Source organism: Streptomyces sp. NPDC091387, from assembly GCF_044756945.1.
Taxonomy (GTDB): domain Bacteria; phylum Actinomycetota; class Actinomycetes; order Streptomycetales; family Streptomycetaceae; genus Streptomyces.
The window spans coordinates 1-24,050 of record NZ_JBIVTZ010000012.1; the positions used below are offsets into that span (position 1 = coordinate 1).

Sequence of the window (24,050 nt, forward strand, 5' to 3'; positions counted from 1 at the left end):
TCCTTTGTACTCACCGCCAGAACATTTTCTGGGGCTTTCCTCCGGGCGCTTCCCTTCGGTCTTGCGTTTCCGACTCTATCAGACTCTTTCGTGTCCGATTCCCGGTCGAAGCGGGCCTCGCAGTTTCGCTTTCCAGTTCTTCGCTTTCGCGTTTCCCTTTCCAGCGGTTCCAACCTTACCAGACTCAATTTCGTTCCGTTTCCGGTTCGAATTTGATTTCCGGTGGCCGTTGAAGTGGCCTTGCCTTTCGGCTGATCCGACTTTATCAGAAACAGTTCCGCCGAACTAATCGGCTTCGTGATCCAGAGAGTGGGAATCAATGGCTCTGCGGAAATTCAATTTCCGGTGAGAGCGAGATGACGCTAACTGCTGGGCCCGAACTTGTCCAGTTCGAGGCAACCGTTCGAATCTACCTCCCCCAGTCCGCCGTGTCAACGGTTTTTTGGGGCGAGGAGGAGACTAGCAGGTCAGAGGAGCCGTACGCACATCAGGCGGCAACCGGGAGTTCGGCGCTTCGTTCGGCGTCGGCAAGGTCGCCGGTGTCGCCGGTTCGGGCCGCGCGGCCGCCCAGGATGTAGACGTAGGCAAGAAAGGCCAGCTCGGCGGCGATGCCGATGGCGATACGGGCCCAGGTCGGGAGGCCGGAGGGGGTGACGAAGCCTTCTATGACACCCGAGACGAACAGGACCAGGGCCAGCCCGATGGCCATGCCGAGCGCGGCGCGGCCCTGCTGCGCCAGGGCTGTGCGCCGGGTGTAGGGGCCGGGGTCGATGACCGTCCAGCCCAGACGGAGGCCGGTGCCGGCCGCCACGAAGACAGCGGTGAGTTCGAGCAGTCCGTGCGGAAGGATCAGACCGAGGAAGGTGTCGAGCCGGCCGGCCGAGGCCATCAGCCCGATGCCCACCCCGAGGTTCAGCACGTTGAGGAAGAGGATCCAGATCACCGGGACGCAGAGGAACGCGCCCAGCACCAGGCACATGGCCGCGGCCTGGGCGTTGTTCGTCCAGACCTGGGCGGCGAACGAGGCCGCTGGATGGCTTGAGTAGTAGGTCTCGTACTCGCCGCCGGGACTGGTCATGCGGCGGAGGTCGTCCGGGGCGGCGATGGCCGACTGGACTTCCGGGTGGGTACCGATCCACCAGCCGATCAGCGCGGCCAGGAGCGCGGAGAGGACGGCTGTGGGTATCCACCAGTGCCTGGAGCGGTAGACCGCCGCGGGAAATCCTGCCGTGAGGAAGTGCGCGGCGTCGCGCCACGAGGCCCGGCGGGTGCCCGTCACCGTGGCACGGGCGCGGGCCACCAGTTGTGTGAGGCGCGCGATGAGCAGTGGGTCGGGGGCGCTGGACTGGATCAGGGAGAGATGGGTGGCCGTCTGCTGGTAGAGGTCGACGAGTTCGTCGGCTTCCGCGCCCGTGAGCCTGCGCCCGCGGTGCAGGAGGTGGTCCAGGCGGTCCCACTCGCTGCGGTGGGCGTTGACGAAGACGTCGAGGTCCATGGTCGGCTGCTGCTCCAGGCATGGGTGCGTACGGGTCCGTACTGCTGCGGCGCGTTTGCGGGTCAGCTTGGCAGACTGTGGCCCCGAGGGGCAGGGATGGTCGGCGAAGGGTGGGCGGCGATGAGTGAGCTCGTGACCGGGGACGCGGTCGTGCTGGGGCTGCGGCCGGCGAAACTGCCGAGCCGTGCGCTGGCTCTGGCCATTGATCTGATGGCAGTGGGAACGGTGTTCGTCCTGGTGTCGGTCGGACTGACCGTGGCGACGGCCTCACTGGACGGGGCGGCGTCCGCCGCCATCTCCGTGGCGACGTTCCTGTTGGTCCTGGTGGGAGCGCCGATTGCGGTGGAGACGCTCAGCCACGGCCGTTCCCTGGGGAAGCTGGCGTGCGGGCTGCGGGTGGTGCGGGACGACGGGGGGCCGATCCGGTTCCGGCACGCGCTGGTGCGTGGGGCGATGGGTGTCGTGGAGATCCTCATGACGCTCGGGGTGGTCGCCTCCGTCGCGTCGCTGGTGTCGGCGCGTGGGAGGCGGCTCGGGGACGTCTTCGCGGGGACGCTCGTCGTACGGGAGCGGCTGCCGGCGGGCCGGGCCGCCACTGTTCCGCCGCCGCCTCCCTGGCTGGTGGGACGCTTCGCCGGGCTGGACCTGTCGGCGGTTCCGGACGGACTGTGGCTGGCGGTGCGCCAGTACCTGACGCGGATGCACCAGCTGGACGCCGATGTGGGCCGGACCATGGCGGGGCGGCTGGCCGGAGAGCTCGCCGGATGGACCGGGGTTCCGGCTCCGGTGGGCGTGCCCGCCGCCGCGTACCTGGCGGCCGTGGTGAACGAACGGCAGGCTCGGGATGCGCACCGGATGTTCGCCGCTTCCCGTACCTCCGCCGACGGCCCCGGCGGTACGGGTCCGTGGATGGGGCCTTCCGGCCCCGGCCCGGCGGGCGGGGGTGCGGGTGAGCAGCCGTGGGGCTCGGGGGCTGTTCCTGGCGCCCCAGCTGTTCCTGGCGCCCCTGTTGCCCCTTCTGCAGACCCGGCGCCTGTGTTCCCTGTGGCCCCTGCGGGGAGCGGGGGCGTGGTGGCTCCCGGGGCGGATCGGGCGCGGCCGCCCGCTACCGGGTTCGCTCCGCCCGCCTAGCGCGTCGAGGGTGGGGATTCCAGCTCTTCGAGCTCGATGCCGGGGGCCGAGAGGACTACGTCGCCGGCGATGTGGAGGGTGTGCTGCTCGCCGGTGTCCAAGGCGTTGACCTGGTATTCGTCCACGGTCAGCGGTCCGTTGTCAGTGGCGTGCGTTTCACTGTTCACCAGGGCCCAGGACTGGTCGACAGTACGGGGGGCGAGGACCGGATCCGTGAAGGCGACGACGCGGAGACGGGTGGCGGGGGAATCGGGGGTGAGGCGCAACAGGCGTGCGGTCGCGATGAGAAAGGCGGGGGAAGTGCCGGTGAAGGTGTGGGCGCGGACATTGCCTTCGTCGGCGTGAGTGCCGGTCGGATCGGAGCGGACCCAGGTGACGCCTTCGAGGGCGGCGCCGCGGATCCGCCAGCTCGCGGCGTGGAGTTCGAGGCGGATCGGGCGGCCGAGTTCGTCCAGGGTGAGATCGATGGATCCGAGGTGGTCGCCGGACGGGGCGGTCGTCTGGGAAACATAGCGCCAGCCGGAGGGGCCGGGGGCGCAGTGGAAGTGCTCTTCACCGAGGGGGGTGTGGTCGTGAAGGTCGTGGAGCGAATATCGGCCGCGGGGCATGGGGTCCTTCGGGTTCCTCGGGCTGTGCGGGTGCGGTACGAAGCAGGCCCCCGACACGGGGGTGCGGGGGCCTGCTTCGTAGCTGCTGCGCTGTGCTGCTGAGCCGACGGGCCTGCTGACGCTGTCGCGTCCGCGCGCTCGGGGTCCGGGGCCGCGTGGCCCGCCGGCGGCCGGTCGTCACCGACCGGCCGTCACCGACCGGTGGTCGCTGTGACCGGTGACCGGCGGGCCGCCCCGGTCACGGGATCAGTAGCGGTAGTGGTCGGACTTGTACGGGCCGTCGACGTCGACACCGATGTAGGAGGCCTGCTCGGGACGGAGCGTCGTGAGCCTCACTCCGAGCGCGGCGAGGTGCAGGCGGGCGACCTTCTCGTCGAGGTGCTTGGGCAGCACGTAGACGTCGGTCGGGTACTCCTCGGGCTTGGTGAACAGCTCGATCTGGGCCAGGGTCTGGTCCGCGAACGAGTTGGACATGACGAACGAGGGGTGGCCCGTGGCGTTGCCCAGGTTCAGCAGACGGCCCTCGGACAGCACGATGAGGACCTTGCCGTCGGAGAACGTCCAGGTGTGGACCTGCGGCTTGACCTCGTCCTTGACGATGCCGTCAATGGCGGCGAGGCCCGCCATGTCGATCTCGTTGTCGAAGTGGCCGATGTTCCCGACGATGGCCTGGTGCTTCATCCGGGCCATGTCCGCGGCCATGATGATGTCCTTGTTGCCCGTCGTGGTGACGAAGATGTCGCCCTGCTCCACGACGTCGTCGAGGGTGGCCACCTGGTAGCCGTCCATCGCCGCCTGAAGGGCGCAGATCGGGTCGATCTCCGTGATGATCACCCGGGCGCCCTGGCCGCGCAGGGACTCCGCGCAGCCCTTGCCCACGTCGCCGTAGCCGCAGACGACGGCGGTCTTGCCGCCGATCAGGACGTCGGTGGCGCGGTTGATGCCGTCGATCAGCGAGTGGCGGCAGCCGTACTTGTTGTCGAACTTCGACTTGGTGACCGCGTCGTTGACGTTGATCGCCGGGAACAGGAGGGAGCCGTCACGGTGCATCTCGTACAGCCGGTGCACACCGGTGGTGGTCTCCTCGGTGACACCGCGGATCTCGGACGCCAGCTGGGTCCACTTCTGCGGGTCCTCGCCGAGGGTGCGGTTCAGCAGGGTGAGGACGTTGGCGTACTCCTCGCTGTCCGCCGTCGACGGGTCCGGGGCCGCTCCGACCTTCTCGAACTCCACGCCCTTGTGGACGAGGACGGTGGCGTCACCACCGTCGTCGAGGATCATGTTCGGACCGCCGGTCGGGGTGTTCGGCCAGGTCAGAGCCTGCTCCGTGCACCACCAGTACTCCTCCAGCGACTCGCCCTTCCAGGCGAAGACCGGGACGCCGGCGGGGGCGTCCGGCGTGCCGGTCGGACCGACCGCGATGGCCGCGGCCGCGTGGTCCTGGGTCGAGAAGATGTTGCAGGAGGCCCAGCGGACCTCGGCGCCGAGGGCGACCAGGGTCTCGATCAGCACGGCCGTCTGCACGGTCATGTGCAGCGAACCGGTGATGCGGGCGCCGGCCAGCGGCTGCGTGGCGGCGTACTCCTTGCGGATCGACATCAGGCCGGGCATCTCGTGCTCGGCGAGGTTGATCTCCTTGCGGCCGAAGGCTGCGAGGGAGAGGTCGGCGACCTTGAAGTCCTGTCGATTGGCGACCGTCGTCATAACGGGCTGCTCCTCGTGATGGGTCGAGGGTGGGTGGGCGGCTCTGCGGCGCCGGGCACACGAATGCCCGAGCGGCTCGCAGCGCAATCCGTCGGAGGCCCTCTCTCCCTCGGCCGGTCCGTAACCACGGACCGCTCGACCGCCATCAGCAGCGACGTCTGGCACTGCACTCGAATCTACACCGAACGGCCCAGCCGCTCCCAGCCCACCGGGTCCGGGAGCGGTCTCGAAGGCGCGTCGGGTGCGTTCAATGGCCGGATTCGGTCGGGTCGGCCGGGGTGTCGGGCGCCTTGTCGGGTTCGGTCGATGTGGGTTCGGTCGATGGAGGTTCGGTCGATGCGGGTTCGGTGGCGACGGCGGTTGATCCGCCCGAGCCGTTGGCCAGGTCCGTGGCCGGGTCCGTGGCCGGGTCCGCGCCGGGGTGGTCCTTGGCGGGGTTGGTTCCGGAGCGGGCCGCGGCCTCGTTGTAGATGTCCGGTTCCAGGTAGATGACCCGTGCGATCGGGACCGCCTCGCGGATGCGGGACTCGGCGGCGTTGATGGCGTTGGCCACCTCGAGGGCCGTGTCGTCGTGCTGGACCGCGATCTTGGCGGCGACCAGCAGTTCCTCCGGGCCGAGGTGGAGCGTACGCATGTGGATGATGCCGGTGACGGTGTCGCCGTCCACGACCGCGGCCTTGATCTTCTCGACCTGGTCGGTGCCGGCGGCCTCGCCGAGCAGCAGGGACTTGGTCTCTGCGGCCAGGACGATCGCGATCACGATCAGCAGGATGCCGATGCAGAGCGTGCCGATGCCGTCCCACACGCCGTCACCGGTGCCGACGGCCAGGCCCACGCCGCCGAGGGCGAGGACCAGACCGATGAGCGCGCCGAAGTCCTCCAGCAGCACGACGGGGAGCTCGGGAGCCTTGGCGCGGCGGATGAACTCGGTCCAGGACAGCGCGCCCCGGGTCTCGTTGGACTCCTTGATGGCCGTACGGAAGGAGAAGCCCTCGGCGATGATCGCGAAGACCAGCACCCCGACCGGCCAGTACCAGGCCTCGATCTCGTGCGGGTGCTTGATCTTCTCGTAGCCCTCGTACACCGCGAACATGCCACCGACCGAGAACAGCACGATGGAGACGAGGAAGGCGTAGATGTAGCGCTCGCGCCCGTACCCGAAGGGGTGCTGGGGGGTGGCCTCTCGCTTGGCCTTCTTGCCGCCGAGCAGCAGCAGTCCCTGATTGCCCGAGTCGGCGAGCGAGTGGACGCTCTCCGCGAGCATCGACGACGAGCCACTGAACAGGAACGCCACGAATTTGGCCACTGCGATCGCGAGGTTGGCGCCGAGCGCCGCCACGATCGCCTTGGTTCCGCCTGACGCACTCATGGGTGCCTGGTGTCCCTTCGTTCGGTGCTGCGGCTCCGGTGGCCGCGGTACGGCCGGACATTGTTGCAGTCCATGGTGCGGACGGTACGTCAGGCCACCACAGTGGCACGGAACAGCGTGCCCGCGCCGGACACTTCGGCCTTCTCCCCGGCCGGTACGAAGACCGAGTCGCCGGGTACGAGGCCGAGGTCGCCGGTCCGGGGCGCGCCCGCCGTGCAGAGCAGGATCTGCGGTGTGGCCGCGGTCAGGTCGACGGGGTCGGCGCCCGGTGAGAGGTCGAAGCGGGAGAGCCGGAACTCGTCGACCGGCGTCTCGTAGAGCTCCTCGCCGGACGGGGACGCCTCGGGGCGCAGGACCCCGGGATCGGTCGACTCGAAGCGGACGATGCGCAGGAGTTCGGGTACGTCGATGTGCTTCGGCGTCAGTCCGCAGCGCAGCACGTTGTCCGAGTTCGCCATGATTTCGACGCCGAGGCCGTCGAGGTAGGCGTGCGGGACCCCGGCGCCGAGGAACAGCGCCTCGCCGGGCTGGAGTTGCACGTAGTTCAGCAGCATGGCCGCGATGACGCCCGCGTCGCCCGGGAAGTGGTGGGCGATCCGCGCGTACGGGGCGAACGCGCCGCCGAGCCGTTCCGCTGCGACTGCCGCGGCGGTCACCGTCTCCGCCATCTGTGCCGGGTCCGCGGTGAGGATCGCCGTGAGGACCTCGCGCAGCGCGGCCTCCTCGGGGTGGGCGCGGAGCAGATCGGCGTACGGCTTGAGGGAGTCGACGCCCAGCGCCTCCATCGCCTCGGCCGCCTCGATGGGCTTGCGGAAGCCGCACAGGCCGTCGAAGGGGGTGAGCGCGCAGATCAGTTCGGGCTTGTGGTTGGCGTCCTTGTACGTGCGGTGGGGTGCGTCGATCGGGACGGACCGGCGCTCCTCGTCCGCGTAACCCTGCTGTGCCTGGGCGAGGTCGGGGTGGACCTGGAGGGAGAGCGGGGCTCCGGCGGCGAGCAGCTTGAGGAGGAAGGGGAGGCGGGGGCCGAACTTCTCGACGGTGGCCGCGCCGAGCTCACCGACGGGGTCGGCGGCGATGACGTCGGTGAGGGGGTGCTCGGTGGCGGCCTGCGGGGTGCCGGGGACCGCGCCGGGGCCGGTGCGGATCATCCGGGAGGGTGCTCCGGGGTGGGCCCCCATCCACATCTCGGCCTGGGGCTCGCCGGTGGGGGCGACACCCAGCAGGGCGGGGATGGCGGTGGTGGAGCCCCAGGCGTACGGGCGCACGGTGTTGGAGAGCCGGTCCATGGAGTGTGTCCTCGTGCTGTGTGGGATGCGTGGTTCGTGGAGGTGCGACGGGGAGCGTGGAGCTCTCGGGTGCGCGGGTCCTGCGGCGTGCGTGAGGTCGGGTCTCCTGCTGTGCCGCGCCTCGCGGTGGTGGTGGTTCAGGTACGGGCTTCCGAGGCGAGGGACAGGTAGACGGCCGCGAAGTCGGTGACCGCGAGGAGTTCGGCGAGGGCTTCGAGCTTGCTGCCCTCCTCCGGTTCGAGTTCGCTGATCGGTGTCTCGTGGCCCAGGGCGAGTTCGCGGGCCGCGGGGGCCGCGCTCAGGCCGCCGGTGGGCCGGTCCCGGAGCAGGACGACGCGGGCGTGCAGGGCCTGCGGCTCGTCGACCCGGTCGCGGAAGAACTCGTCGGGGTCCGCTCCGGCGGCGAAGGCCCCCGCCAGCAGTCCCCCGTGGACGGGGAGCGCCTCGGGGAGTTCGGCCGCGAGGGCCGGGCGGCCGGAGAGCTCGGCCAGGACCGCGGCGAACCGGCGTCCGACCGGGGCCGCCGCCTCGCCCTCGGTCCAGACGAGCGGGAGGGTGTCCGCGAGTTCGGAGGCCAGGGTCTTGGCCGGATTGCTGTACGTGGCGACGGCCGGCCCACAGCGTTCCGCCGTGCGGTCCAGGCGGTCGGCGACGCTCTGCAGCGTCTCCGGGGGCGCGGTGACCAGGCCGACGCGGTCGAGCAGCGCGAGGAGTGGGGTGAACAGGGCCCAGAGGGTGCCCGGTCCCGCGGCCGACGTCTCGGCGTCGTACTCGCCGTGCGGGGCGGAGGCCATCGGTACGACGAGGCCGTGCACGCCGTCGACCGCCTCGCGCAGCGGTGACTGCCGGGGTGCGACGGCCACCACGGTGCAGCCGCGGCGGTAGGCCTGCTCGGCGACGAGGGCCAGGCCGGGTTCGGAGCCGTCCGCCGTGGCGATGAGCAGCAGGTCGAGGGAGCCGGCCCAGCCGGGCAGCGTCCAGCGCATCGCGCCCGCGGCGGGGGCGACGCCGGTGGGGTGGATGCGTGTGACCGGCGCGGAGGCCCCGGCGAGGGCGGCGATCAGGTCGGCGACGCCGGAGGCGGCGGTGCCGGAGCCCGCGACCAGGACGGCGCGCGGGCGGCCCTCCGGGTTCAGTGCGGTGATTCCGGCCTCCGTCGCGTGCCGGGCGGCGGTACGGACCCTCGCCCCTGCCTCGGCGGCTCCGCGCAGCAGACCGCGGCGGTCGGCTCGGGCCAGGGCTTCCGGGGCGTCGAGCAACGACTCGTCGAGCATGGGGACGGTCCTCCGATCACACGCTGATCACCGTGCGGGGTGTGGGGCCCGGTTACGCGGGGCGGCGGGCCTCGTCGACGAGGAGGACGGGAATGCCGTCGCGTACGGGGTAGGCCAGGCCGCAGTCCTTGCCCGTGCAGACCAGTTCGGGGCTGTCGGCCGCCGACCGGTCGTCGAGGGGGGAATGGCAGGCCGGGCAGGCCAGGATCTCCAGGAGGCCGGCTTCGAGCGGCATGGGGTGGGTCCCTTCGGGCGGGCGCGAGTGCGTGTTCTTGTTTCTTGCTGCTTGTTCTTGCTGCTTGTTCTTGGATCGGGCGACGTCAGCCTACCGCTGGGGTGACGGGGGCGCGGCCTGGCCGGGGGGCTCTTATTGAGGGTGCGGTGGGGGTGGGCGCGCCCGCGGCGGGTCTTGCAAGGCCCGCTCAGGACTGGCTTGAGCCGGGGGCGGTGGTTTCCGGCCTCCGGATCAGGGACAGGGCTTCGTCCCGTACCGCCTTCATCGTCTCTTCCTCGCGGGCCTCGACGTTCAGGCGCAGCAGCGGTTCGGTGTTGGAGGCCCGGAGGTTGAACCACCAGTCCGGGGCCGTGACCGTCAGGCCGTCGAGGTCGTCGGTGGTCACGCCCTCGCGGTCGGCGAACGCCGCCCGCACCTGGGCCGTGCGGGCCGGCTGGTCGTCGACCGTGGAGTTGATCTCGCCGGAGCCGGTGTAGCGGTCGTACTGGGCGACCAGGGCGGAGAGGGGTTCCTCCTGGCCGCCCAGAGCGGCCAGGACGTGGAGGGCGGCGAGCATGCCCGTATCCGCGTTCCAGAAGTCGCGGAAGTAGTAGTGCGCCGAGTGCTCGCCGCCGAAGATCGCCCCGTGCGCGGCCATCTCCGCCTTGATGAAGGAGTGGCCCACCCGGGTCCGGACGGGGGTGCCGCCGTTCTCGCGTACGACCTCCGGGACCGAGTGGGACGTGATCAGGTTGTGGATGACCGTGCCCCGGCCGCCGTTGCGTGCCAGTTCCCGGGCCGCGACCAGGGCGGTGATCGCCGACGGGGAGACGCCCTCGCCCCGCTCGTCCACGACGAAGCAGCGGTCCGCGTCGCCGTCGAAGGCCAGACCCAGATCGGCGGTCTCGGCCACCACCCGGGCCTGGAGGTCGACGATGTTCCTGGGGTCCAGGGGGTTGGCCTCGTGGTTCGGGAACGTGCCGTCCAGCTCGAAGTACATCGGGACGAGGTCGACGGGCAGGTCCGCGAAGACCGTGGGCACGGTGTGGCCGCCCATGCCGTTGCCCGCGTCCACGACCACCTTCAGCGGCCGGATCGCGGACAGGTCCACCAGCGACAGCAGGTACGCGGCGTAGTCGGTGAGCGTGTCCCGTGCGGTGATCGTGCCGGGGGTGGCGGTCGGCTGCGGGGCGCCGGTCACGGACCACTGCTCGACCAGGGTGCGGATCTCGGCGAGGCCGGTGTCCTGCCCCACCGGTGCGGCGCCCGCACGGCACATCTTGATGCCGTTGTACCGCGCCGGGTTGTGCGAGGCGGTGAACATCGCGCCCGGCAGGTCCAGCGACCCCGACGCGTAGTACAGCTGGTCCGTCGAGCACAGACCGATCATCGTGACGTCCGCGCCGCGGCCCGCGGCGCCCCGGGCGAAGGCTCCCGAGAGGGCGGGGGACGTGGGGCGCATGTCGTGGCCGATCACGATCGCGGCCGCGGCCGTCACCTCGACGAACGCCGCTCCGAACTGCTCGGCCAGGGCTTCGTCCCACTGGTCGGGCACGACTCCGCGAACGTCGTACGCCTTCACGAGCTGCGACAGGTCTGCAGTCACGGGACGGTCCTCCTGAGGGTTTCTTCGGACCGCCAAACTACCCGGCGGCCCGGATCACCTCGCGCTCCGGGGACGCGGAGCACCACGGCTCGTGCTCAGGAGTCGGGCGAGCGCAGCACGCGGAGGTGGCCCCTGCGGGCGACCTCCGCCGGATCCGCGGTACGGGGACCGCCGCCCCGGGGCCCGTCGCCGCGGTCCTGCGGACGGGCCGCTTCCCGTACGGCGTTGGCGAGCGCTTCGAGGTCGTCGCCGCTGGGGCGGACGGGCGCGGAGGGGTCGGAGAGCCGGACGACCTCCCAGCCGCGTGGCGCGGTCAGCCGCTCACTGTGCTCGGCACAGAGGTCGTAGCAGTGGGGCTCGGCGTAGGTGGCGAGCGGGCCGAGGACCGCAGTCGAGTCGGCATAGACGTACGTCAGTGTCGCGACGGCAGGGCGGCCGCACGCGGTGCGCGAACAGCGACGTACAGGGCTCACGATGTTGGACGCTACCGCACTCTTGAGCGGGCTGCGACGACTCTCCCCCGGCTCACCCCACCGTGTCGCCCTGTGACCCGGGGTACGGCGGCCTCCGGCGGCGGCTCCCCCGACCTGCGCGGCAGCAGAAGGCCGCAGGTCATGACGGCCACGGTTCGGGTCACCACTCGTCTCGAAAACGGTCATGAGACGGAAGGCGAACGGTCATGAGCGGGGCCTGAAACGGGCTCCCCCGTGGCCGGATCACTCAAGAGCGGACAGGCAGGTCCGTCCCCGGGCAGCAGCCGTCCGCCGGCCCCGCGGAGCGTTACGCTGCGTCGGTGATGGACAGTCCCGTACCGCCCCACCCGTCCGAGCCGCGACCGCGGCGCCGAGACCGACACGGCCGAGGCATGCGTGGGCCCGTCGCCCCGCCGCAGGTGCCGCTCTCGGCCAGCCGGGCGGACAGCTTCCGTGATCTCGTGCAGGACTCCGTGGAGCGACTGGAGCGGCGCTGGCCTCAGCTGGCCGAGGTCGACTTCGTGGTCCTCGATGTGCCGAGCACCGGGGAGGAGACCGTTCCGCTCGGGAACGCGTTGTCCGCCGAGAAGGAACGGCCGGCGCAGATCGTCATCTACCGGCGTCCCGTCGAGATCCGCACCAAGAACCGCGACGAGCGTGCGCTGCTGGTGCACGAGGTCGTGGTGGAGCAGGTCGCGGAACTGCTCGGGCTCGCACCGGAGTCGGTCGACCCGCGGTACGGGCAGGAGTAGCGGGCGAAGCGGGGCAGGGCGGCGGGGCGGGGGCCACCTCGTTCATGCCCCGCCCCGCCCCCGTCCCTTGCCCGGGTGATCAGTCGTCCAGGACCGACAGGTCCTGTTCGGCCGTCGGTACCTCGACCGTTCCGCCGTCGTCCGGCAGCGTCTGCACCGTGAACATCGGGATGCCGTCCTGCGGCAGCGTGAGCGTGCGGGCGGCGTGGACCGGGCCGCCGCCCGGCTGTGTCTCGACCGTCAGCGCGTACGTGCCCTTGAGGCCCGTCGGGACCGGCGGGGTGACCGCGACCGTCGTGCCCGCGGCGACCTTGTACGTCTTGCTGACCGGGGTGCCGCCCTTGCTGCCCGCGGACGCCGTGACCTTCACGGTGCCGGCGGCGCCCGGGGCGGTGAGCGAGAGGACCGAGCCCTTCGCCCGGTTGTCGGCCGCGGTCGCCTGCGCGCCCACCGGGCCGGTCGCCGGGATGTACCCGACCTCCTGCTTGTCGCCCTTGCCCCGGACCACGCGCAGCGCGGCCACCACCGGGGTGGCCCTGTCCTTCTGGGCGGGGGTCAGCAGCAAGGAGCCCGCCTCGCCCCGGGTGATGTTCTTCAGGTCGACACCGGCCGTCATCCGGGACTTGACGTGAAGGTCCTCGTTCCCGACCGGGGCGAACGCGCCCGTCTTGCCGAGCAGCTTCACGTTCAGGTCCGCGTCGTCCTCGCCGGGGGCGAAGGCCACCAGCCGGACCGAGGTCGCGTCCGCCGGGATGCCCGGCAGCACCAGGGTGCCCGCCGGGGCGGCGGAGGCGGCGAGCCAGTCGCTGCCGGTCTTGCTGTCCGCGGTCCTGACGACCGCGCCGACCCGTCCGGTGCGGGTGGTGACGTGGACGGTCACATCGTCGGCCGCCTTGCTGGTGAGGGTCGAGATCAGGACCCGGACGCCGGATCCGGCGGGGACCGTGATGCCCTCGCCCACATCGGACTTGAGTGTGCCGTCCGGACCGTACAGCTCGATGTCGGCGACCGCGGCGGTGTCGTCCGGGTTGGTGAGGTTGACGTAGTCCTCGCGGGTCTTCGCGGTGCTCGCGGCCGGGAACCAGAAGTCGGTGTCGGGTGCCGTGCAGCTGACGCCGAGCAGGCCCCGGGAGTCGCCCGCCTCGACGGTGGTGGTCTGCTGGGCGGTCCAGCCGGGGGCCAGGCGGCCGGTGGCGGTGCCGACGAGGGCGGGGGCGTCGGAACCGGACACGTCGGCGGTGGCCGGCTTGCCCGGCTCCTTGAGAGCGACGACGGGCTTGTCCGTGTCGGCCGCCTTGTCCTGGCTCTTGTCCTTGTCCTTCGCGGGCTTGTCCTTGGTGGTCTTCTCCTTGTCGTCCTTCTTGGCGGCCGTGGGTGACTTCAGTTCGGCCGTGCCCGCCTCGTCGCCGCTCTTCGCGACGGGGGTGAAGGACGTGTACGTCGTCTCCGCGAGATCCGAGAGGCCGGGCGCCGGGCAGAGCAGGCTGGACCGCTCCACGGGCAGCCGGGACGCCGCCCCGGCCACCGTCGCACCTCCGTCCCCCGGCACGGTGAGCGCGGCGAATCCGGTGACGGCGGCGAGGGCCACGGCCCCCGCGATGAGGGACAGGCTGGTGGACTTCACTCGGACTCGCCTCGCGATGCGTTACCGGTCGGCCACGGGTTCTGGCCCGGGGCGGGGTTCTCGTCGGGATTCTCGTCGGGGGTGTTGGCCGGGGTGTTGGCGGGGTCGGGGTTCTGCGGGTCGTACGGCCGCTGGTCGCCGTACTGGCCGACACCGTACTGGGCGTTGGGGTCGTACTGCCCGTTCGCGTCGTACGGGGCGTTGCCGTACTGCTCCCCCGCGCCGTACTGGTCGCCCGTCCCGTACGGGGCCTGGGCGTCGTACTGCGGGTTCGCCGCGTCGTACGGGGCGTTGGTGTACTGGCCCTGGCCGTACGCGGTGTAGCCGTCCTGCTGCTGCGGATAGCCGTACTGGTCGTACCCGGCGGCGGGGTTCTGCTGCTGCCCGTCCCCGTACTGGCCGCCCTGGTACTGACCCTCCTGGTACTGGCCCTCCTGATACTGCGGGTAGTCGGCGCCCTGGTACTGCTGGGCGTCCCACTCCCCGTACTGCTGCTGGGGCACAGCCGCGTACTGGCCGGTGTCACCCTCGGCCTGCTGCGGCACCGCGGCGTACTGCCCCGTGTCACCCTCGGCCTGCTGCGGCACCGCCGCGTACTGGCCGGTGTCGCCCTGGGCCTGTTGCGGGACGAAGGCGTCCTGGTCGTCGGTGGCCTGCTGTTCCGTCGGTTCGGCCGGCTGGTGGGCCGGGGCGTACTCCGCCCGCTCCTCGCCCGTGTCGGCGTCCTCGCCGTCCTCCTCGCCTTCCATCTGGGCGGCCGCGCGCAGCCTGCGCGCCCGGCGTCCCTCGCCCGCGACCGGCTCTGCGGGGACCGGCTCGGTCTCCTCCGGCAGGTCGTCGTCGATCTCCCGGCGGCGGCCCGGAAGGGCCAGGACCAGCAGGACCACGACGAACGCGGCCTGGGCCCAGATCCACGCGGAGTGCGTGAAGGACGTCTCGTACGTGAGGTCCAGCGAACCGCCCTCGGTGGGGAGTTCGAAGCCCTGCGCCCAGCCGTCGACGGTCTTGCGGGTCAGCGCCCGCCCGTCGAGCGTGGCCTGCCAGCCGGGGTCGGCCGCGTCGGCGATCCGCAGCACCCGGCCCGCGCCACCCGGCGGGATCTTGGTGTGCGCCTCGACCTGGAGGGAGCCGACCGGGAGCGGCTCGTCACCGGCGTCGGACGGGACGACCATGATCCGGGCGACCTGGCGGTCGACCCGCCAGAGCGCGCTGCCGTCGAGCTGGCTGAGCCGGCTGAGGCCGGGCGTCGCGTCGAGCACCCGGCTCATCTGCTTCGGCGCCCCGTCCCGTACGAGGACGTAGCGGATCGCGAAGCCGCTGAGCTGGCTGCCCTGGTCGGCACCGGAGCCCGCGACCAGGTTGGCGACGACCTTGTCGAGGTGGCTGTTGCCGCCGCCGGCCGCGGCCAGTTCGGCGTCGCCGAGGCGGGCGCCGGAGCCGCGGACCAGGGTGTACGCGACGGAGGAGGGCGACGTGCCGCCGAGGACCAGGGTGCGCGGCTGGTCGCGGGTGCTGCTCTCCTCCGCGACGAACGCGGGCACCTGCACCGGGTCGCGCCGCTCCAGGGGGCCGGCCGCGCCACCGATCATCCAGCCCGCGGCGGCCAGCACGGGAGCGATCCCGGCGGCGAGCGCGATCAGGACGGCGACCGGCTGGCGCCAGCCGAAGCTGAGCTCCGCGACGCGGACCCGGGCGCCGTCGGCGCCGACCAGCGCGGCGGCGATGAGCGCCGCGCCGTAGACGAGGGTGGCCGGTCCCGCCCAGCCCGAGCCGTTGGCGAGCCCGGCGAAGGCCAGGCCCACCAGGGCGACGGCCCAGGCGGTCCGGACCGCGAACTGCCGCTCCCCGCGCGGCAGTGCGGCCAGCGCCGCGAGCACGATGCCGAGCAGCAGGACGCCGCCCGCCGCCTTGGGCCCGCCGGGGCTGATCCCGAGCAGGTCGAGGGCGGAGGCCGATCCCGTACCGGTCTCCAGGCCCGCTTCCTTCAGGAAGGACGAGGGGTCGGTCAGGAGGGAGAACGACCAGGGCGCCAGGACGAGCAGCGGGGTGCCGACGGCGGCGAGGAAGCGGAGTCCGTAGGCCGTGATGTCGTTGCGGCGCAGCACCAGCACGCCGACGCCGAGCACCGCGGCGAGCGGCCACACGATGGGGGTGAACGCCGTCGTGAGGGTGAGGAGCAGGGTGTACGCCCAGGTGGCGCGCCAGCTGCCGCGGCTGTCACCGCTGCCGCGCATCCCGTGTGCGGAGACGGCCGCGCGGGCGATCAGGGGCAGCAGGACGAGCAGGACGGCGGTGCCGAGGCGGCCGGTCGCCAGGGCGCCGGTCGCGGCGGGCAGGAAGGCGTACGCGACGCTCGCCCAGGCCCGCAGCAGCCGCGAGGGGATCAGCGGGCGGGAGACGAAGTACGCGGTGAGTCCGGCGAGCGGGACCGAGCAGACCAGCAGCAGGGTGAGCGCGAATCCGGTGGAGCCGAGGAACAGCGCGGAGAGCGCGGAGATCATGCCCAGGTAGGGCGGTGCGGTCTGGGTGCCGCCGGTGCCCACGGTGTGCCAGCCGTCCGCGTACCGGCCCCACAGGTCGGAGACGTCGCCGGGTGCGGGCAGCAGGGCGCCGCCGGCCAGCGCGCCGCCGCCGATGAGGCTGCGGCAGGCGACGAGCGAGACCAGGAGCAGGACGGCGAAGAGCACCGGTCCCGGCTTGCGCCCGACCCGCTTCAACTTGGCGAACTGGTCGACCTCCAGGAAGTCGGCGTCGTCGCCGCCCGGTCCGGACTCGACGGCGCCGTGCCGCGAGCCGCCGGACTCGGCCTCCGTGGAGCCGCCGAAGTTCCCCGCGACCTGTTCCACGGTGGCGCGGACGGTGGCGCCGGGCGCCGGGAAGAGCCCGCGCAGCTCGGCCGGGTCGATGACGCCCTTGCCGCGTTGGCGGCGGCCCGCGAGGATCCTTCCGGGCCGCAGCAGGGTGCCGAGGAGTCCGGTGACCTCGTCGACCGCCTGGCCGGGGACCTTGCCGACGAGGTAGGCGAGCGTGCGCAGCAGGGTGCCGAGCACCAGCCGGAGCAGCGCCCAGAGCAGCAGCTTGCCGCGGGCGTTGACGAGCATCGTGTAGACGGCGCCGGCCTTGTCGACGCGGTGCGGGCTGGATACGGACCGCCCGGCGCAGTCGATGGGACGGCGTTCGCGGGCGGACGCCTCCGCGTGCCGCAGGACGGCGTCGGGGGCGATCAGCACCCGGTGCCCGGCCATGTGGGCGCGCCAGCACAGATCGACGTCGTCGCGCATCAGGGGGAGCCTGCGGTCGAACCCGCCGAGCTCCTCCCACACATCACGGCGGATCAGCATGCCCGCGGTGGAGACGGACAGGACGGTACGGACCTGGTCGTGCTGGCCCTGGTCCTGCTCGCGCCGGTCGAGTCCGGTCCAGCGTCGCCCGCTGTTGGCGATGGAGACCCCGACTTCGAGGAGCTGCTTGCGGTCGTACCAGCCGCGGAGCTTGGGGCCGACGATCGCGGCGTGCGGGTCGTTGTCGACGACGCGGAGCATCTCGGCGAGTGCGTCGGGCTCGGGCGCGCAGTCGTCGTGGAGCAGCCAGAGCCACTGCACCGGTTCGCCGTGCGGCAGTTCGGGCAGGTCGTAGGCGTCGTCCCGCCAGGTTCTGGTGACCGGGTCCCAGCCGCTGGGGCGCTTCAGGTAGGGCAGGTCGTCCGGGGTGAGGACGCCGGCGGTGCGGCTCGCCTCGTCGACGGCGGTGCCGAAGCCCGTACGTCGCGCGAGGTGCAGGACGCGGTCGGCGCCGAGCGCCTCGGTGACCAGCCGCGCGGAGTCGTCGGCGCTGCCGGTGTCGGCGGCGACGACGCTCTGCACGGGGCGTTCCTGCCCGAGCAGCCCGGCGAGCGCGTCGGGCAGCCAGCGTGCGCCGTCGTGGGAGACGAGCACGGCGGTGACGACATGCCGGGGGAACTCTGGGGCGGCGGCAGCCGCGTACGGCGCCGTCGAATGGCTGTGCACGGACATCGAGGTACGGGCCCTCCGGCCGGGTCCGGGGGGAAAATACCCCCGGGGGCTGCATCGGTGTACACGCGCGCCCTGTCAGGTCGTTGGCGCGTCTCGGACGGGGCCCCACACTAACGGTACGGATAACCGGGGTGGCGCGGAGCGGTTGCGCGAGGGCGACGGCACAGCGGCGGAGGACGGCGGACCGGACGGAGCCGGGGCCCGGGGCGGCGGTGGCGGCGCGCGGGCGGGCGGGCACGGCAATGGCCCGCCGCCTGCGGGCAGGGTGCAGGCGGCGGGCCATGGGTGACCGGGGCCGGGGTGGGTGAACCGGCCGGGGTGGGTCAGATCGCGGCCTTCTTCAGACGGCGTCGCTCGCGCTCGGAGAGACCGCCCCAGATGCCGAATCGCTCGTCTTTGGAAAGGGCGTACTCAAGGCATTCGGACCGGACCTCACAGGCGAGGCAGACCTTCTTGGCCTCGCGGGTGGATCCGCCCTTCTCAGGAAAAAAGGACTCGGGATCGGTCTGGGCGCACAGTGCGCGCTCCTGCCAGCCGAGTTCCTCGTCCGCGTCCTCGACCAGCAGTTGCTGGAACAGCTCGGTCATGTGCGCCCCTCGTCTGTCTCTTGCGTCCCCGTGATGCGGCCGTTATCGAATCGGCCGAACGACACGAGTGAAATTACAAGTGTGTAGCTTCGTGCCAGTCAAGCGCAGATCTGCTATTGGGCCCGGTATTCACTCTGCGGCACCAAGCGTATGCGGAAAGTGTTCAAATCACCAAAAACCTGACATATGCCATGGGCTTCATTCCGCACACACCCGCCACAGAGAGGAACTCCTCGGAGGGCGGACACGTTGCGATTCGATCACCGAAGCGATCAGGATCACAGTCGGGTCACGGCGCCGCGGCCACGTTTGCGCGTACGTCTGCTGCGCCACATCTCCGCCGCGGGTGCTGCACAAACCTTTCTCCGCTTGGAGTAACCGGAAGAGGTGAAACATTAGCCCCAAATCGGTCATTGGGTTGACAGTCGAAGGTTCTCCGGTTCTCCTTGATGCCATGCCAGTGACCTCAGCGATGCGCGTCACCCACATCCGTGGGTTCCGTAGCGCTGTCCAGGCTCGCTGTTGCTGTTCCAGCTGTCTCGGCTGTTGAAGCCCCCGCGCTCCAGCCCGACACAGCTCGTCCCGGACCCCCGGACCCTTCCCTGCGGCCCTCGCGGCCCCTGGCCACCCGGTTCCGCGGTCCTCGCGACACCCCTGCATCCGCACCCGCACTCGCGTGCACTCCTGCCGAGGAACCACCGCACCCATGAACAGCGACAGCGACCTCCAGATCGCCGGCGACCTCCTTGAGGTCCAGCACCTCCTGCGCCCCGCCCGTGAGCACCCCGCCACGGTGGCGGAGTTCGTCGGGCTCGCCCGCTCCATCGCCGGTGACCGCTCCCGGTGGGCCCCGCTCGTCCAGTACGACGCCACCACCCGCTGGTACCACCGGCTGCTCGGCCATCCCCAGGCTCTCGGCTACGAGGTCTGGCTGCTCAGCTGGATCCCGGGCCAGGGCAGCGGTCTGCACGACCACGGCCTCTCCTCCGGCGTACTGACCGTGCTGGAAGGCGAACTGACGGAGCGTACGGACCGCGGGAAGCGGACGCTGGGTTCCGGCTCCCAGCGCGTCTTCGCTCCCGGCTACGTCCACGAAGTGATCAACGACTCCCTCGAACCGGCCGTCAGCATGCACGTCTACTACCCGGGCCTGACCGACATGCCGATGCACTCCACCCAGCACGCCGCGGCGACCGCCACCGTCTGACGGCCCGCCACCGGGCAGCGCGCCCCCACCTGCCGATCCCACCCGGCTGCCCGCCACCACCCCGACAACGACCGGGCATCGCCTGACAGACTGTTTCTCATGCGCATTGTGGTTCTGGCCGGCGGTATCGGTGGTGCTCGTTTCCTGCGTGGCCTCAAGGAGGCCTCGCCCGACGCGGACATCACGGTGATCGGCAACACCGGTGACGACATCCATCTGTTCGGGCTCAAGGTCTGCCCCGACCTCGACACCGTGATGTACACCCTCGGCGGTGGCATCAACGAGGACCAGGGCTGGGGGCGGACCGACGAGAGCTTCCACGTCAAGGAGGAACTCGCGGCCTACGGAGTGGGGCCCGAGTGGTTCGGGCTCGGCGACCGTGACTTCGCGACCCATATCGTCCGTACGCAGATGCTCGGCGCGGGCTATCCGCTGAGCGCCGTCACGGAGGCGCTCTGTGCGCGCTGGAAGCCGGGGGTCCGGCTGCTGCCGATGTCCGACGACCGGATCGAGACGCATGTGGCGGTCGATGTCGACGGCGAGAGCAGAGCGATCCACTTCCAGGAGTACTGGGTGAAGCTGCGCGCCTCCGTGCCGGCGCGGGCGATCGTGCCCGTCGGCGCCGAGCAGTCCAAGCCGGCGCCGGGCGTCCTGGAGGCGATCGCCTCGGCCGACGTCATCCTCTTCCCGCCGTCGAACCCCGTCGTGTCCATCGGGACCATCCTCGCCGTGCCCGGGATCCGGGAAGCCATCGCCGAGGCCGGGGTGCCGGTCGTCGGCCTCTCCCCCATCGTCGGTGACGCACCGGTGCGCGGGATGGCTGACAAGGTGCTCGCCGCGGTGGGCGTCGACTCGACGGCCGCGGCGGTCGCCCAGCACTACGGCTCCGGGCTGCTCGACGGCTGGCTCGTCGACACCGTGGACGCGGGCGCTGTGGCCGAGGTGGAGTCCGCGGGCATCCGCTGCCGCTCCGTACCGCTGATGATGACCGACGTCGCCGCCACGGCCGAGATGGCGCGGCAGGCACTGGTTCTCGCGGAAGAGGTACGCGCATGAGCACCGCCGTCCCGGACGCCGCACCCTCCTACCGGGTGTGGGCGCTGCCCGGGATGCCCGAGGTGAGGCCCGGGGACGATCTCGCGAAGCTGATCGCCGCCACCGGGCCCGGTCTCGCCGACGGTGACGTCCTCCTCGTCACCTCGAAGATCGTCTCCAAGGCGGAGGGCCGGATCGTCGAGGCCACCGACCGGGAGGCGGCGATCGACGCGGAGACGGTACGGGTGGTGGCGCGGCGCGGCACGCTGCGGATCGTCGAGAACCGGCAGGGCCTGGTCATGGCCGCGGCCGGGGTCGACGCCTCCAACACCCCCGCCGGAACGGTCCTGCTGCTGCCCGAGGACGCCGACGCGTCGGCGCGGACGATCCGGGAGGGGCTGCGGGACACGCTCGGCGTCGACGTCGGCGTCATCGTCACGGACACCTTCGGGCGCCCGTGGCGCAGCGGGCTGACCGATGTCGCGATCGGGGCGTCCGGGGTGCGGGTGCTGGACGACCTGCGGGGCGGGACCGACGCGTACGGCAATCCGCTGAGCGCGACCGTCGTCGCCACCGCCGACGAGCTGGCCGCTGCCGGGGATCTGGTCAAGGGAAAGGCCAACGGGCTGCCGGTGGCGGTGGTGCGCGGGCTCGGCCACGTCGTGGACCCGGCCGGGGCCGGGGGCGCGCGGGCGATGGTGCGGGGCGCGGCCGACGACATGTTCCGGCTGGGGACGTCCGAGGCGGTGCGGGAGGCGGTGACCCAGCGGCGCACGGTGCGTGAGTTCACCGACGACCCGGTGGACCCGGGTGCGGTGCGGCGGGCCGTGGCCGCGGCGGTGACGGCGCCCGCGCCGCATCACACGACGCCGTGGCGGTTCGTGCTGCTGGAGTCCGAGGACGCGCGGACCCGGCTGCTGGACGCGATGCGGGACGCGTGGATCGCGGATCTGCGGCGGGACGGGAAGAGCGAGGAGTCGGTCGCCAAGCGGGTGCGGCGGGGCGACGTGCTGCGCCGGGCGCCGTATCTGGTGGTGCCGTGTCTGGTGATGGACGGCTCCCACACGTACGGGGACGAGCGGCGGGACACCGCGGAGCGCGAGATGTTCGTGGTCGCCGCGGGCGCCGGGATCCAGAACTTCCTGGTCGCGCTGGCCGGTGAGCGGCTGGGCTCCGCGTGGGTGTCCTCGACGATGTTCTGCCGCGATGTCGTGCGGGAGGTGCTGTCGCTGCCGGCGTCGTGGGATCCGTTGGGGGCGGTGGCGGTGGGGCGGGCCGCGGTGTCGCCTCCGGCGCGGGGGGCTCGTGATGCGGAGTCGTTCGTCGCGGTGCGGTGAGGTGGTGCGGGGGCGGGGGCGGTTTTCGGGGCTCTGCCCCGGCCCCCGGTCCTCAATCGCCGGACAGGCTTGATGTGGCCGGGTCCGGTGGAACGTGCCGGGCTGACAGGCTTGATGTGGCCGGGCCCGTGTTCTACAGCTTGGCGATGTCGCCCCGGGTCATCCGGGGGGCATGGCGGGGCGGGGTGTTGCCGGAGAGCATGATCAGGCGGGTGGCCCGGTGGCGTTGGCCCTCGTAGGGGGACAGGAGGGCCAGCATCTCCTCGTCGTCGGCGTTGCGGTTGCCGGCCAGCGCGTGGCCGACGATGCCGGGCAGGTGGAGGTCGCCGACCGTCACCGCGTCCGGGGCGCCGTTCGCCCGTTGCAGGGTCTCTGCGGCGGTCCAGGGGCCGATGCCCGGGATCGCCTGGAGCCGGGCCATCGCCTCGGCCAGCTCCATGGCGGCGGCCTCCTCCATGCGGCGGGCCACCCGGACCGCGCGCAGGATCGTCGCCGAGCGCTTGCTGTCGACGCCCGCGCGGTGCCACTCCCAGGACGGGATCAGCGACCAGGTGCGGGCGTCCGGCATGACGTACAGGCCGTACTCCTGCGGGCCCGGCGCCGGCTCCCCGTACTTGCGGACCAGGAGGCGCCAGGCGCGGTAGGCCTCGTCCGTGGTGACCTTCTGTTCCAGGACCGACGGGATCAGGGACTCCATCACCAGGCCGGTGCGCAGCAGCCGCAGGCCCGGCCGCCGGTGGTGGGTCACCGCGAGCAGCCGGTGGCGCGGGGTGAAGGCCTCCGGTTCGTCGGACGCGCCCAGCAGCGTCGGCAGCTGGTCCAGCAGCCAGGACGCGCCGGGCCCCCAGGCGGCCGCCTCGATCCGGCCCTCGCGGGCGACGACGTGGAGCGTGCCGGGACCGGCGGGGGTGCGGCTGGCCCGGCGGACGGAGCCGTCCGCGGACATCCGGAAGGTGGGGTCGGCGGGGCCCCGGCGCAGCGGGCCGAGGACGAGCCGCAGGTCGAACGGGCCCGGCGGGGTCCAGTCGCGGGTCAGCGCCGTCGGTTCGGGCGTCGTCACCTGGCGCGGGACAGCCGCGTGCGGGGCGCTGCGGGGAGCGAATCGTCCTGCCACGGGTGAGGTCCTCGGTAGTCGGGGGTGCCTGTCGAGGGTACGGCTGTTTCCGGCCAGCGGGGACGTCCGTGAGGAGCGGCTCGCCCCGGTCATTCGTCCGGTCATTCGTCCGGTCATTCGTCCGAGGAGAAGCGCACCGACGCGGCGGGCAGGTGTGCGCCGCACCAGATCCGGATGCCGTCGCGCAGTTCGTTGTCGGCGCCGACCTTGGCCCCGTCGCCGATGACCGCGCCGGCCAGCACCGTACGGCTGCCGATCCTGGCACCGGCTCCGACCAGGGAGTCCGTGATCACGGCTCCGGGTTCGACGATCGCGCCCGCCAGCACGGTGGAGCCCTCGATCCTGGCGCCCGCGCCGATGACCGCGTCGGCGCCGATGACCGTACCGCCGGTGAGTTTGGCGTCGGGGGCGACGGAGGCCGTCGGCAGCACGAGCCGGTCGCCGCACCGGCCGGGGACGGCCGGGGAGGGTGCGCGGCCCAGCACCAGGTCGGCGGAGCCGCGTATGAAGGCCTGCGGGGTGCCCAGATCCAGCCAGTACGTGGAGTCGACCATGCCCTGGAGGTGTGCGCCGGAGGCGAGCAGTCCGGGGAAGGTCTCGCGCTCCACGGAGACCGGGCGGCCGGCCGGAATGGTGTCGATGACCGAGCGGCGGAAGATGTACGCCCCCGCGTTCACCTGGTCGGTGACGATCTCCTCCGGGGTCTGCGGCTTCTCCAGGAACGCGGTGACCCGGCCGGTGTCGTCCGTCGGTACGAGGCCGAAGGCGCGCGGGTCGTCGACCCGGGTGAGGTGGAGCGAGACGTCGGCTCCGGAGTCCGCGTGCGAGGTGACCAGCGCCCGGATGTCGAGGCCGGTGAGGATGTCCCCGTTGAAGATGAGGACCGGTTCGTCCGGGCCGGAGCGGAGCCGTTCCGCGACGTTGCGGATGGCGCCGCCGGTGCCGAGCGGTTCGCGTTCGGTGACGTACTCGATGTGGAGGCCGAGTTCCGAGCCGTCACCGAAGTGCGGCTCGAAGACCTCCGCCAGGTACGACGTCGCGAGGACGATGTGCTCGACCCCGGCGGCCCGTGCACGCGCCAGCTGGTGCGTGAGGAAGGGGACGCCTGCTGCCGGAACCATGGGTTTCGGGGTGTGCACCGTGAGCGGGCGCAACCGGGTTCCCTTGCCGCCGACCAGGAGAATCGCTTCTTTTGCCTCTGTCACAGCACTGTCTCTGCTT

Annotated in this window: 19 protein-coding genes; 5 read left to right on the plus strand and 14 right to left on the minus strand. The window is 71.9% G+C overall.

Features of this window, described 5'->3' with window-relative positions; all coding sequences use genetic code 11:
* Window positions 1-487 precede the first annotated feature (487 nt).
* Window positions 488-1,495, minus strand: a complete 1,008-nt coding sequence (locus tag ACIQM0_RS24570) for a stage II sporulation protein M (RefSeq protein ID WP_401290229.1) — start codon at window positions 1,493-1,495, stop codon at window positions 488-490.
* Window positions 1,496-1,615: 120 nt separating this feature from the next.
* Here ACIQM0_RS24570 and ACIQM0_RS24575 point away from each other — a divergent pair, with 120 nt between their 5' ends.
* On the plus strand, window positions 1,616-2,626 hold the full coding sequence (locus tag ACIQM0_RS24575) for an RDD family protein (protein ID WP_401290232.1): 1,011 nt from the start codon (window positions 1,616-1,618) through the stop codon (window positions 2,624-2,626).
* Here the strand turns inward: ACIQM0_RS24575 and ACIQM0_RS24580 are convergent.
* From ACIQM0_RS24580 to ACIQM0_RS24615, 8 genes are all read right to left on the minus strand, one after another.
* Window positions 2,623-3,234 carry a hypothetical protein gene (locus tag ACIQM0_RS24580; RefSeq protein WP_401290234.1) on the minus strand — a complete coding sequence of 204 codons (612 nt, stop codon included), beginning with the start codon at window positions 3,232-3,234 and terminating at the stop codon, window positions 2,623-2,625. The genes ACIQM0_RS24575 and ACIQM0_RS24580 overlap by 4 nt on opposite strands.
* A 246-nt stretch (window positions 3,235-3,480) precedes the next feature.
* On the minus strand, window positions 3,481-4,938 hold the full coding sequence (gene ahcY / locus ACIQM0_RS24585; RefSeq protein ID WP_401290237.1) for an adenosylhomocysteinase: 1,458 nt from the start codon (window positions 4,936-4,938) through the stop codon (window positions 3,481-3,483).
* A gap of 247 nt (window positions 4,939-5,185) precedes the next feature.
* Window positions 5,186-6,307 carry a cation diffusion facilitator family transporter gene (locus ACIQM0_RS24590; RefSeq protein ID WP_401290240.1) on the minus strand — a complete coding sequence of 374 codons (1,122 nt, stop codon included), beginning with the start codon at window positions 6,305-6,307 and terminating at the stop codon, window positions 5,186-5,188.
* An 89-nt stretch (window positions 6,308-6,396) separates the two neighbouring features.
* Window positions 6,397-7,593 (minus strand): mannose-6-phosphate isomerase, class I, encoded by a 1,197-nt coding sequence (gene manA, locus ACIQM0_RS24595; RefSeq protein WP_401290242.1) that lies wholly within the window; start codon window positions 7,591-7,593, stop codon window positions 6,397-6,399.
* Window positions 7,594-7,730: 137 nt separating this feature from the next.
* Window positions 7,731-8,867: an SIS domain-containing protein gene (locus ACIQM0_RS24600; RefSeq protein WP_401290245.1), complete on the minus strand. Its 1,137-nt coding sequence runs from the start codon at window positions 8,865-8,867 to the stop codon at window positions 7,731-7,733.
* Between the two features lie 52 nt (window positions 8,868-8,919).
* Window positions 8,920-9,102 (minus strand): Trm112 family protein, encoded by a 183-nt coding sequence (locus ACIQM0_RS24605; RefSeq protein WP_018552946.1) that lies wholly within the window; start codon window positions 9,100-9,102, stop codon window positions 8,920-8,922.
* Window positions 9,103-9,289: 187 nt separating this feature from the next.
* On the minus strand, window positions 9,290-10,687 hold the full coding sequence (locus tag ACIQM0_RS24610) for a phosphomannomutase/phosphoglucomutase (protein WP_401290248.1): 1,398 nt from the start codon (window positions 10,685-10,687) through the stop codon (window positions 9,290-9,292).
* A 95-nt stretch (window positions 10,688-10,782) separates the two neighbouring features.
* Entirely contained in the window at window positions 10,783-11,160 is a 378-nt protein-coding gene (locus ACIQM0_RS24615) for a DUF3499 domain-containing protein (protein WP_363031033.1), read from the minus strand.
* Window positions 11,161-11,483: 323 nt separating this feature from the next.
* On the opposite strand from ACIQM0_RS24615, the gene ACIQM0_RS24620 reads away from it, so the two are divergent.
* A complete protein-coding gene (locus tag ACIQM0_RS24620) occupies window positions 11,484-11,912 on the plus strand; it encodes a metallopeptidase family protein (RefSeq protein ID WP_123459687.1) in 429 nt (142 codons plus the stop codon).
* Window positions 11,913-11,991: 79 nt separating this feature from the next.
* Here ACIQM0_RS24620 and ACIQM0_RS24625 read toward each other — a convergent pair whose 3' ends face one another.
* From ACIQM0_RS24625 to ACIQM0_RS24635, 3 genes are all read right to left on the minus strand, one after another.
* Window positions 11,992-13,536: a DUF5719 family protein gene (locus tag ACIQM0_RS24625; protein WP_401290251.1), complete on the minus strand. Its 1,545-nt coding sequence runs from the start codon at window positions 13,534-13,536 to the stop codon at window positions 11,992-11,994.
* Window positions 13,533-17,549, minus strand: coding sequence for a glycosyltransferase (locus tag ACIQM0_RS24630; protein ID WP_401290254.1), 4,017 nt, complete (start codon window positions 17,547-17,549; stop codon window positions 13,533-13,535). Before ACIQM0_RS24630 ends, ACIQM0_RS24625 begins: the two co-directional genes overlap by 4 nt.
* Before the next feature lie 323 nt (window positions 17,550-17,872).
* Window positions 17,873-18,136, minus strand: a complete 264-nt coding sequence (locus ACIQM0_RS24635; protein WP_024494319.1) for a WhiB family transcriptional regulator — start codon at window positions 18,134-18,136, stop codon at window positions 17,873-17,875.
* A gap of 706 nt (window positions 18,137-18,842) precedes the next feature.
* Here ACIQM0_RS24635 and ACIQM0_RS24640 point away from each other — a divergent pair.
* From ACIQM0_RS24640 to ACIQM0_RS24650, 3 genes are all read left to right on the plus strand, one after another.
* On the plus strand, window positions 18,843-19,343 hold the full coding sequence (locus tag ACIQM0_RS24640) for a cysteine dioxygenase (RefSeq protein ID WP_401290257.1): 501 nt from the start codon (window positions 18,843-18,845) through the stop codon (window positions 19,341-19,343).
* A 99-nt stretch (window positions 19,344-19,442) separates the two neighbouring features.
* The gene (gene cofD / locus ACIQM0_RS24645; RefSeq protein ID WP_401290262.1) at window positions 19,443-20,399 is read left to right on the plus strand and encodes a 2-phospho-L-lactate transferase; all 957 of its coding nucleotides are present in this window, start codon (window positions 19,443-19,445) and stop codon (window positions 20,397-20,399) included.
* A complete protein-coding gene (locus ACIQM0_RS24650) occupies window positions 20,396-21,715 on the plus strand; it encodes a coenzyme F420-0:L-glutamate ligase (RefSeq protein WP_401290264.1) in 1,320 nt (439 codons plus the stop codon). The genes cofD and ACIQM0_RS24650 overlap by 4 nt, the downstream gene beginning before the upstream one ends.
* Before the next feature lie 133 nt (window positions 21,716-21,848).
* Here ACIQM0_RS24650 and ACIQM0_RS24655 read toward each other — a convergent pair whose 3' ends face one another.
* Window positions 21,849-22,829 carry a DNA-3-methyladenine glycosylase family protein gene (locus tag ACIQM0_RS24655; RefSeq protein WP_401290267.1) on the minus strand — a complete coding sequence of 327 codons (981 nt, stop codon included), beginning with the start codon at window positions 22,827-22,829 and terminating at the stop codon, window positions 21,849-21,851.
* Between the two features lie 113 nt (window positions 22,830-22,942).
* The gene (locus ACIQM0_RS24660) at window positions 22,943-24,034 is read right to left on the minus strand and encodes an NDP-sugar synthase (RefSeq protein WP_363031040.1); all 1,092 of its coding nucleotides are present in this window, start codon (window positions 24,032-24,034) and stop codon (window positions 22,943-22,945) included.
* Window positions 24,035-24,050 lie beyond the last annotated feature (16 nt).

Bases quoted from the DNA above. Each gene is read 5' to 3' on its own strand.
- ACIQM0_RS24620 (WP_123459687.1), top strand. From the start codon at position 11,484: ATGGACAGTCCCGTACCGCCCCACCCGTCCGAGCCGCGACCGCGGCGC.
- ACIQM0_RS24650 (WP_401290264.1), top strand. From the start codon at position 20,396: ATGAGCACCGCCGTCCCGGACGCCGCACCCTCCTACCGGGTGTGGGCG.
- ACIQM0_RS24640 (WP_401290257.1), top strand. From the start codon at position 18,843: ATGAACAGCGACAGCGACCTCCAGATCGCCGGCGACCTCCTTGAGGTC.
- ACIQM0_RS24590 (WP_401290240.1), bottom strand. From the start codon at position 6,307: ATGAGTGCGTCAGGCGGAACCAAGGCGATCGTGGCGGCGCTCGGCGCC.
- ACIQM0_RS24605 (WP_018552946.1), bottom strand. From the start codon at position 9,102: ATGCCGCTCGAAGCCGGCCTCCTGGAGATCCTGGCCTGCCCGGCCTGC.
- cofD (WP_401290262.1), top strand. From the start codon at position 19,443: ATGCGCATTGTGGTTCTGGCCGGCGGTATCGGTGGTGCTCGTTTCCTG.
- ACIQM0_RS24630 (WP_401290254.1), bottom strand. From the start codon at position 17,549: ATGTCCGTGCACAGCCATTCGACGGCGCCGTACGCGGCTGCCGCCGCC.
- ACIQM0_RS24575 (WP_401290232.1), top strand. From the start codon at position 1,616: ATGAGTGAGCTCGTGACCGGGGACGCGGTCGTGCTGGGGCTGCGGCCG.
- ACIQM0_RS24600 (WP_401290245.1), bottom strand. From the start codon at position 8,867: ATGCTCGACGAGTCGTTGCTCGACGCCCCGGAAGCCCTGGCCCGAGCC.
- ACIQM0_RS24580 (WP_401290234.1), bottom strand. From the start codon at position 3,234: ATGCCCCGCGGCCGATATTCGCTCCACGACCTTCACGACCACACCCCC.
- manA (WP_401290242.1), bottom strand. From the start codon at position 7,593: ATGGACCGGCTCTCCAACACCGTGCGCCCGTACGCCTGGGGCTCCACC.
- ACIQM0_RS24570 (WP_401290229.1), bottom strand. From the start codon at position 1,495: ATGGACCTCGACGTCTTCGTCAACGCCCACCGCAGCGAGTGGGACCGC.
- ACIQM0_RS24635 (WP_024494319.1), bottom strand. From the start codon at position 18,136: ATGACCGAGCTGTTCCAGCAACTGCTGGTCGAGGACGCGGACGAGGAA.
- ahcY (WP_401290237.1), bottom strand. From the start codon at position 4,938: ATGACGACGGTCGCCAATCGACAGGACTTCAAGGTCGCCGACCTCTCC.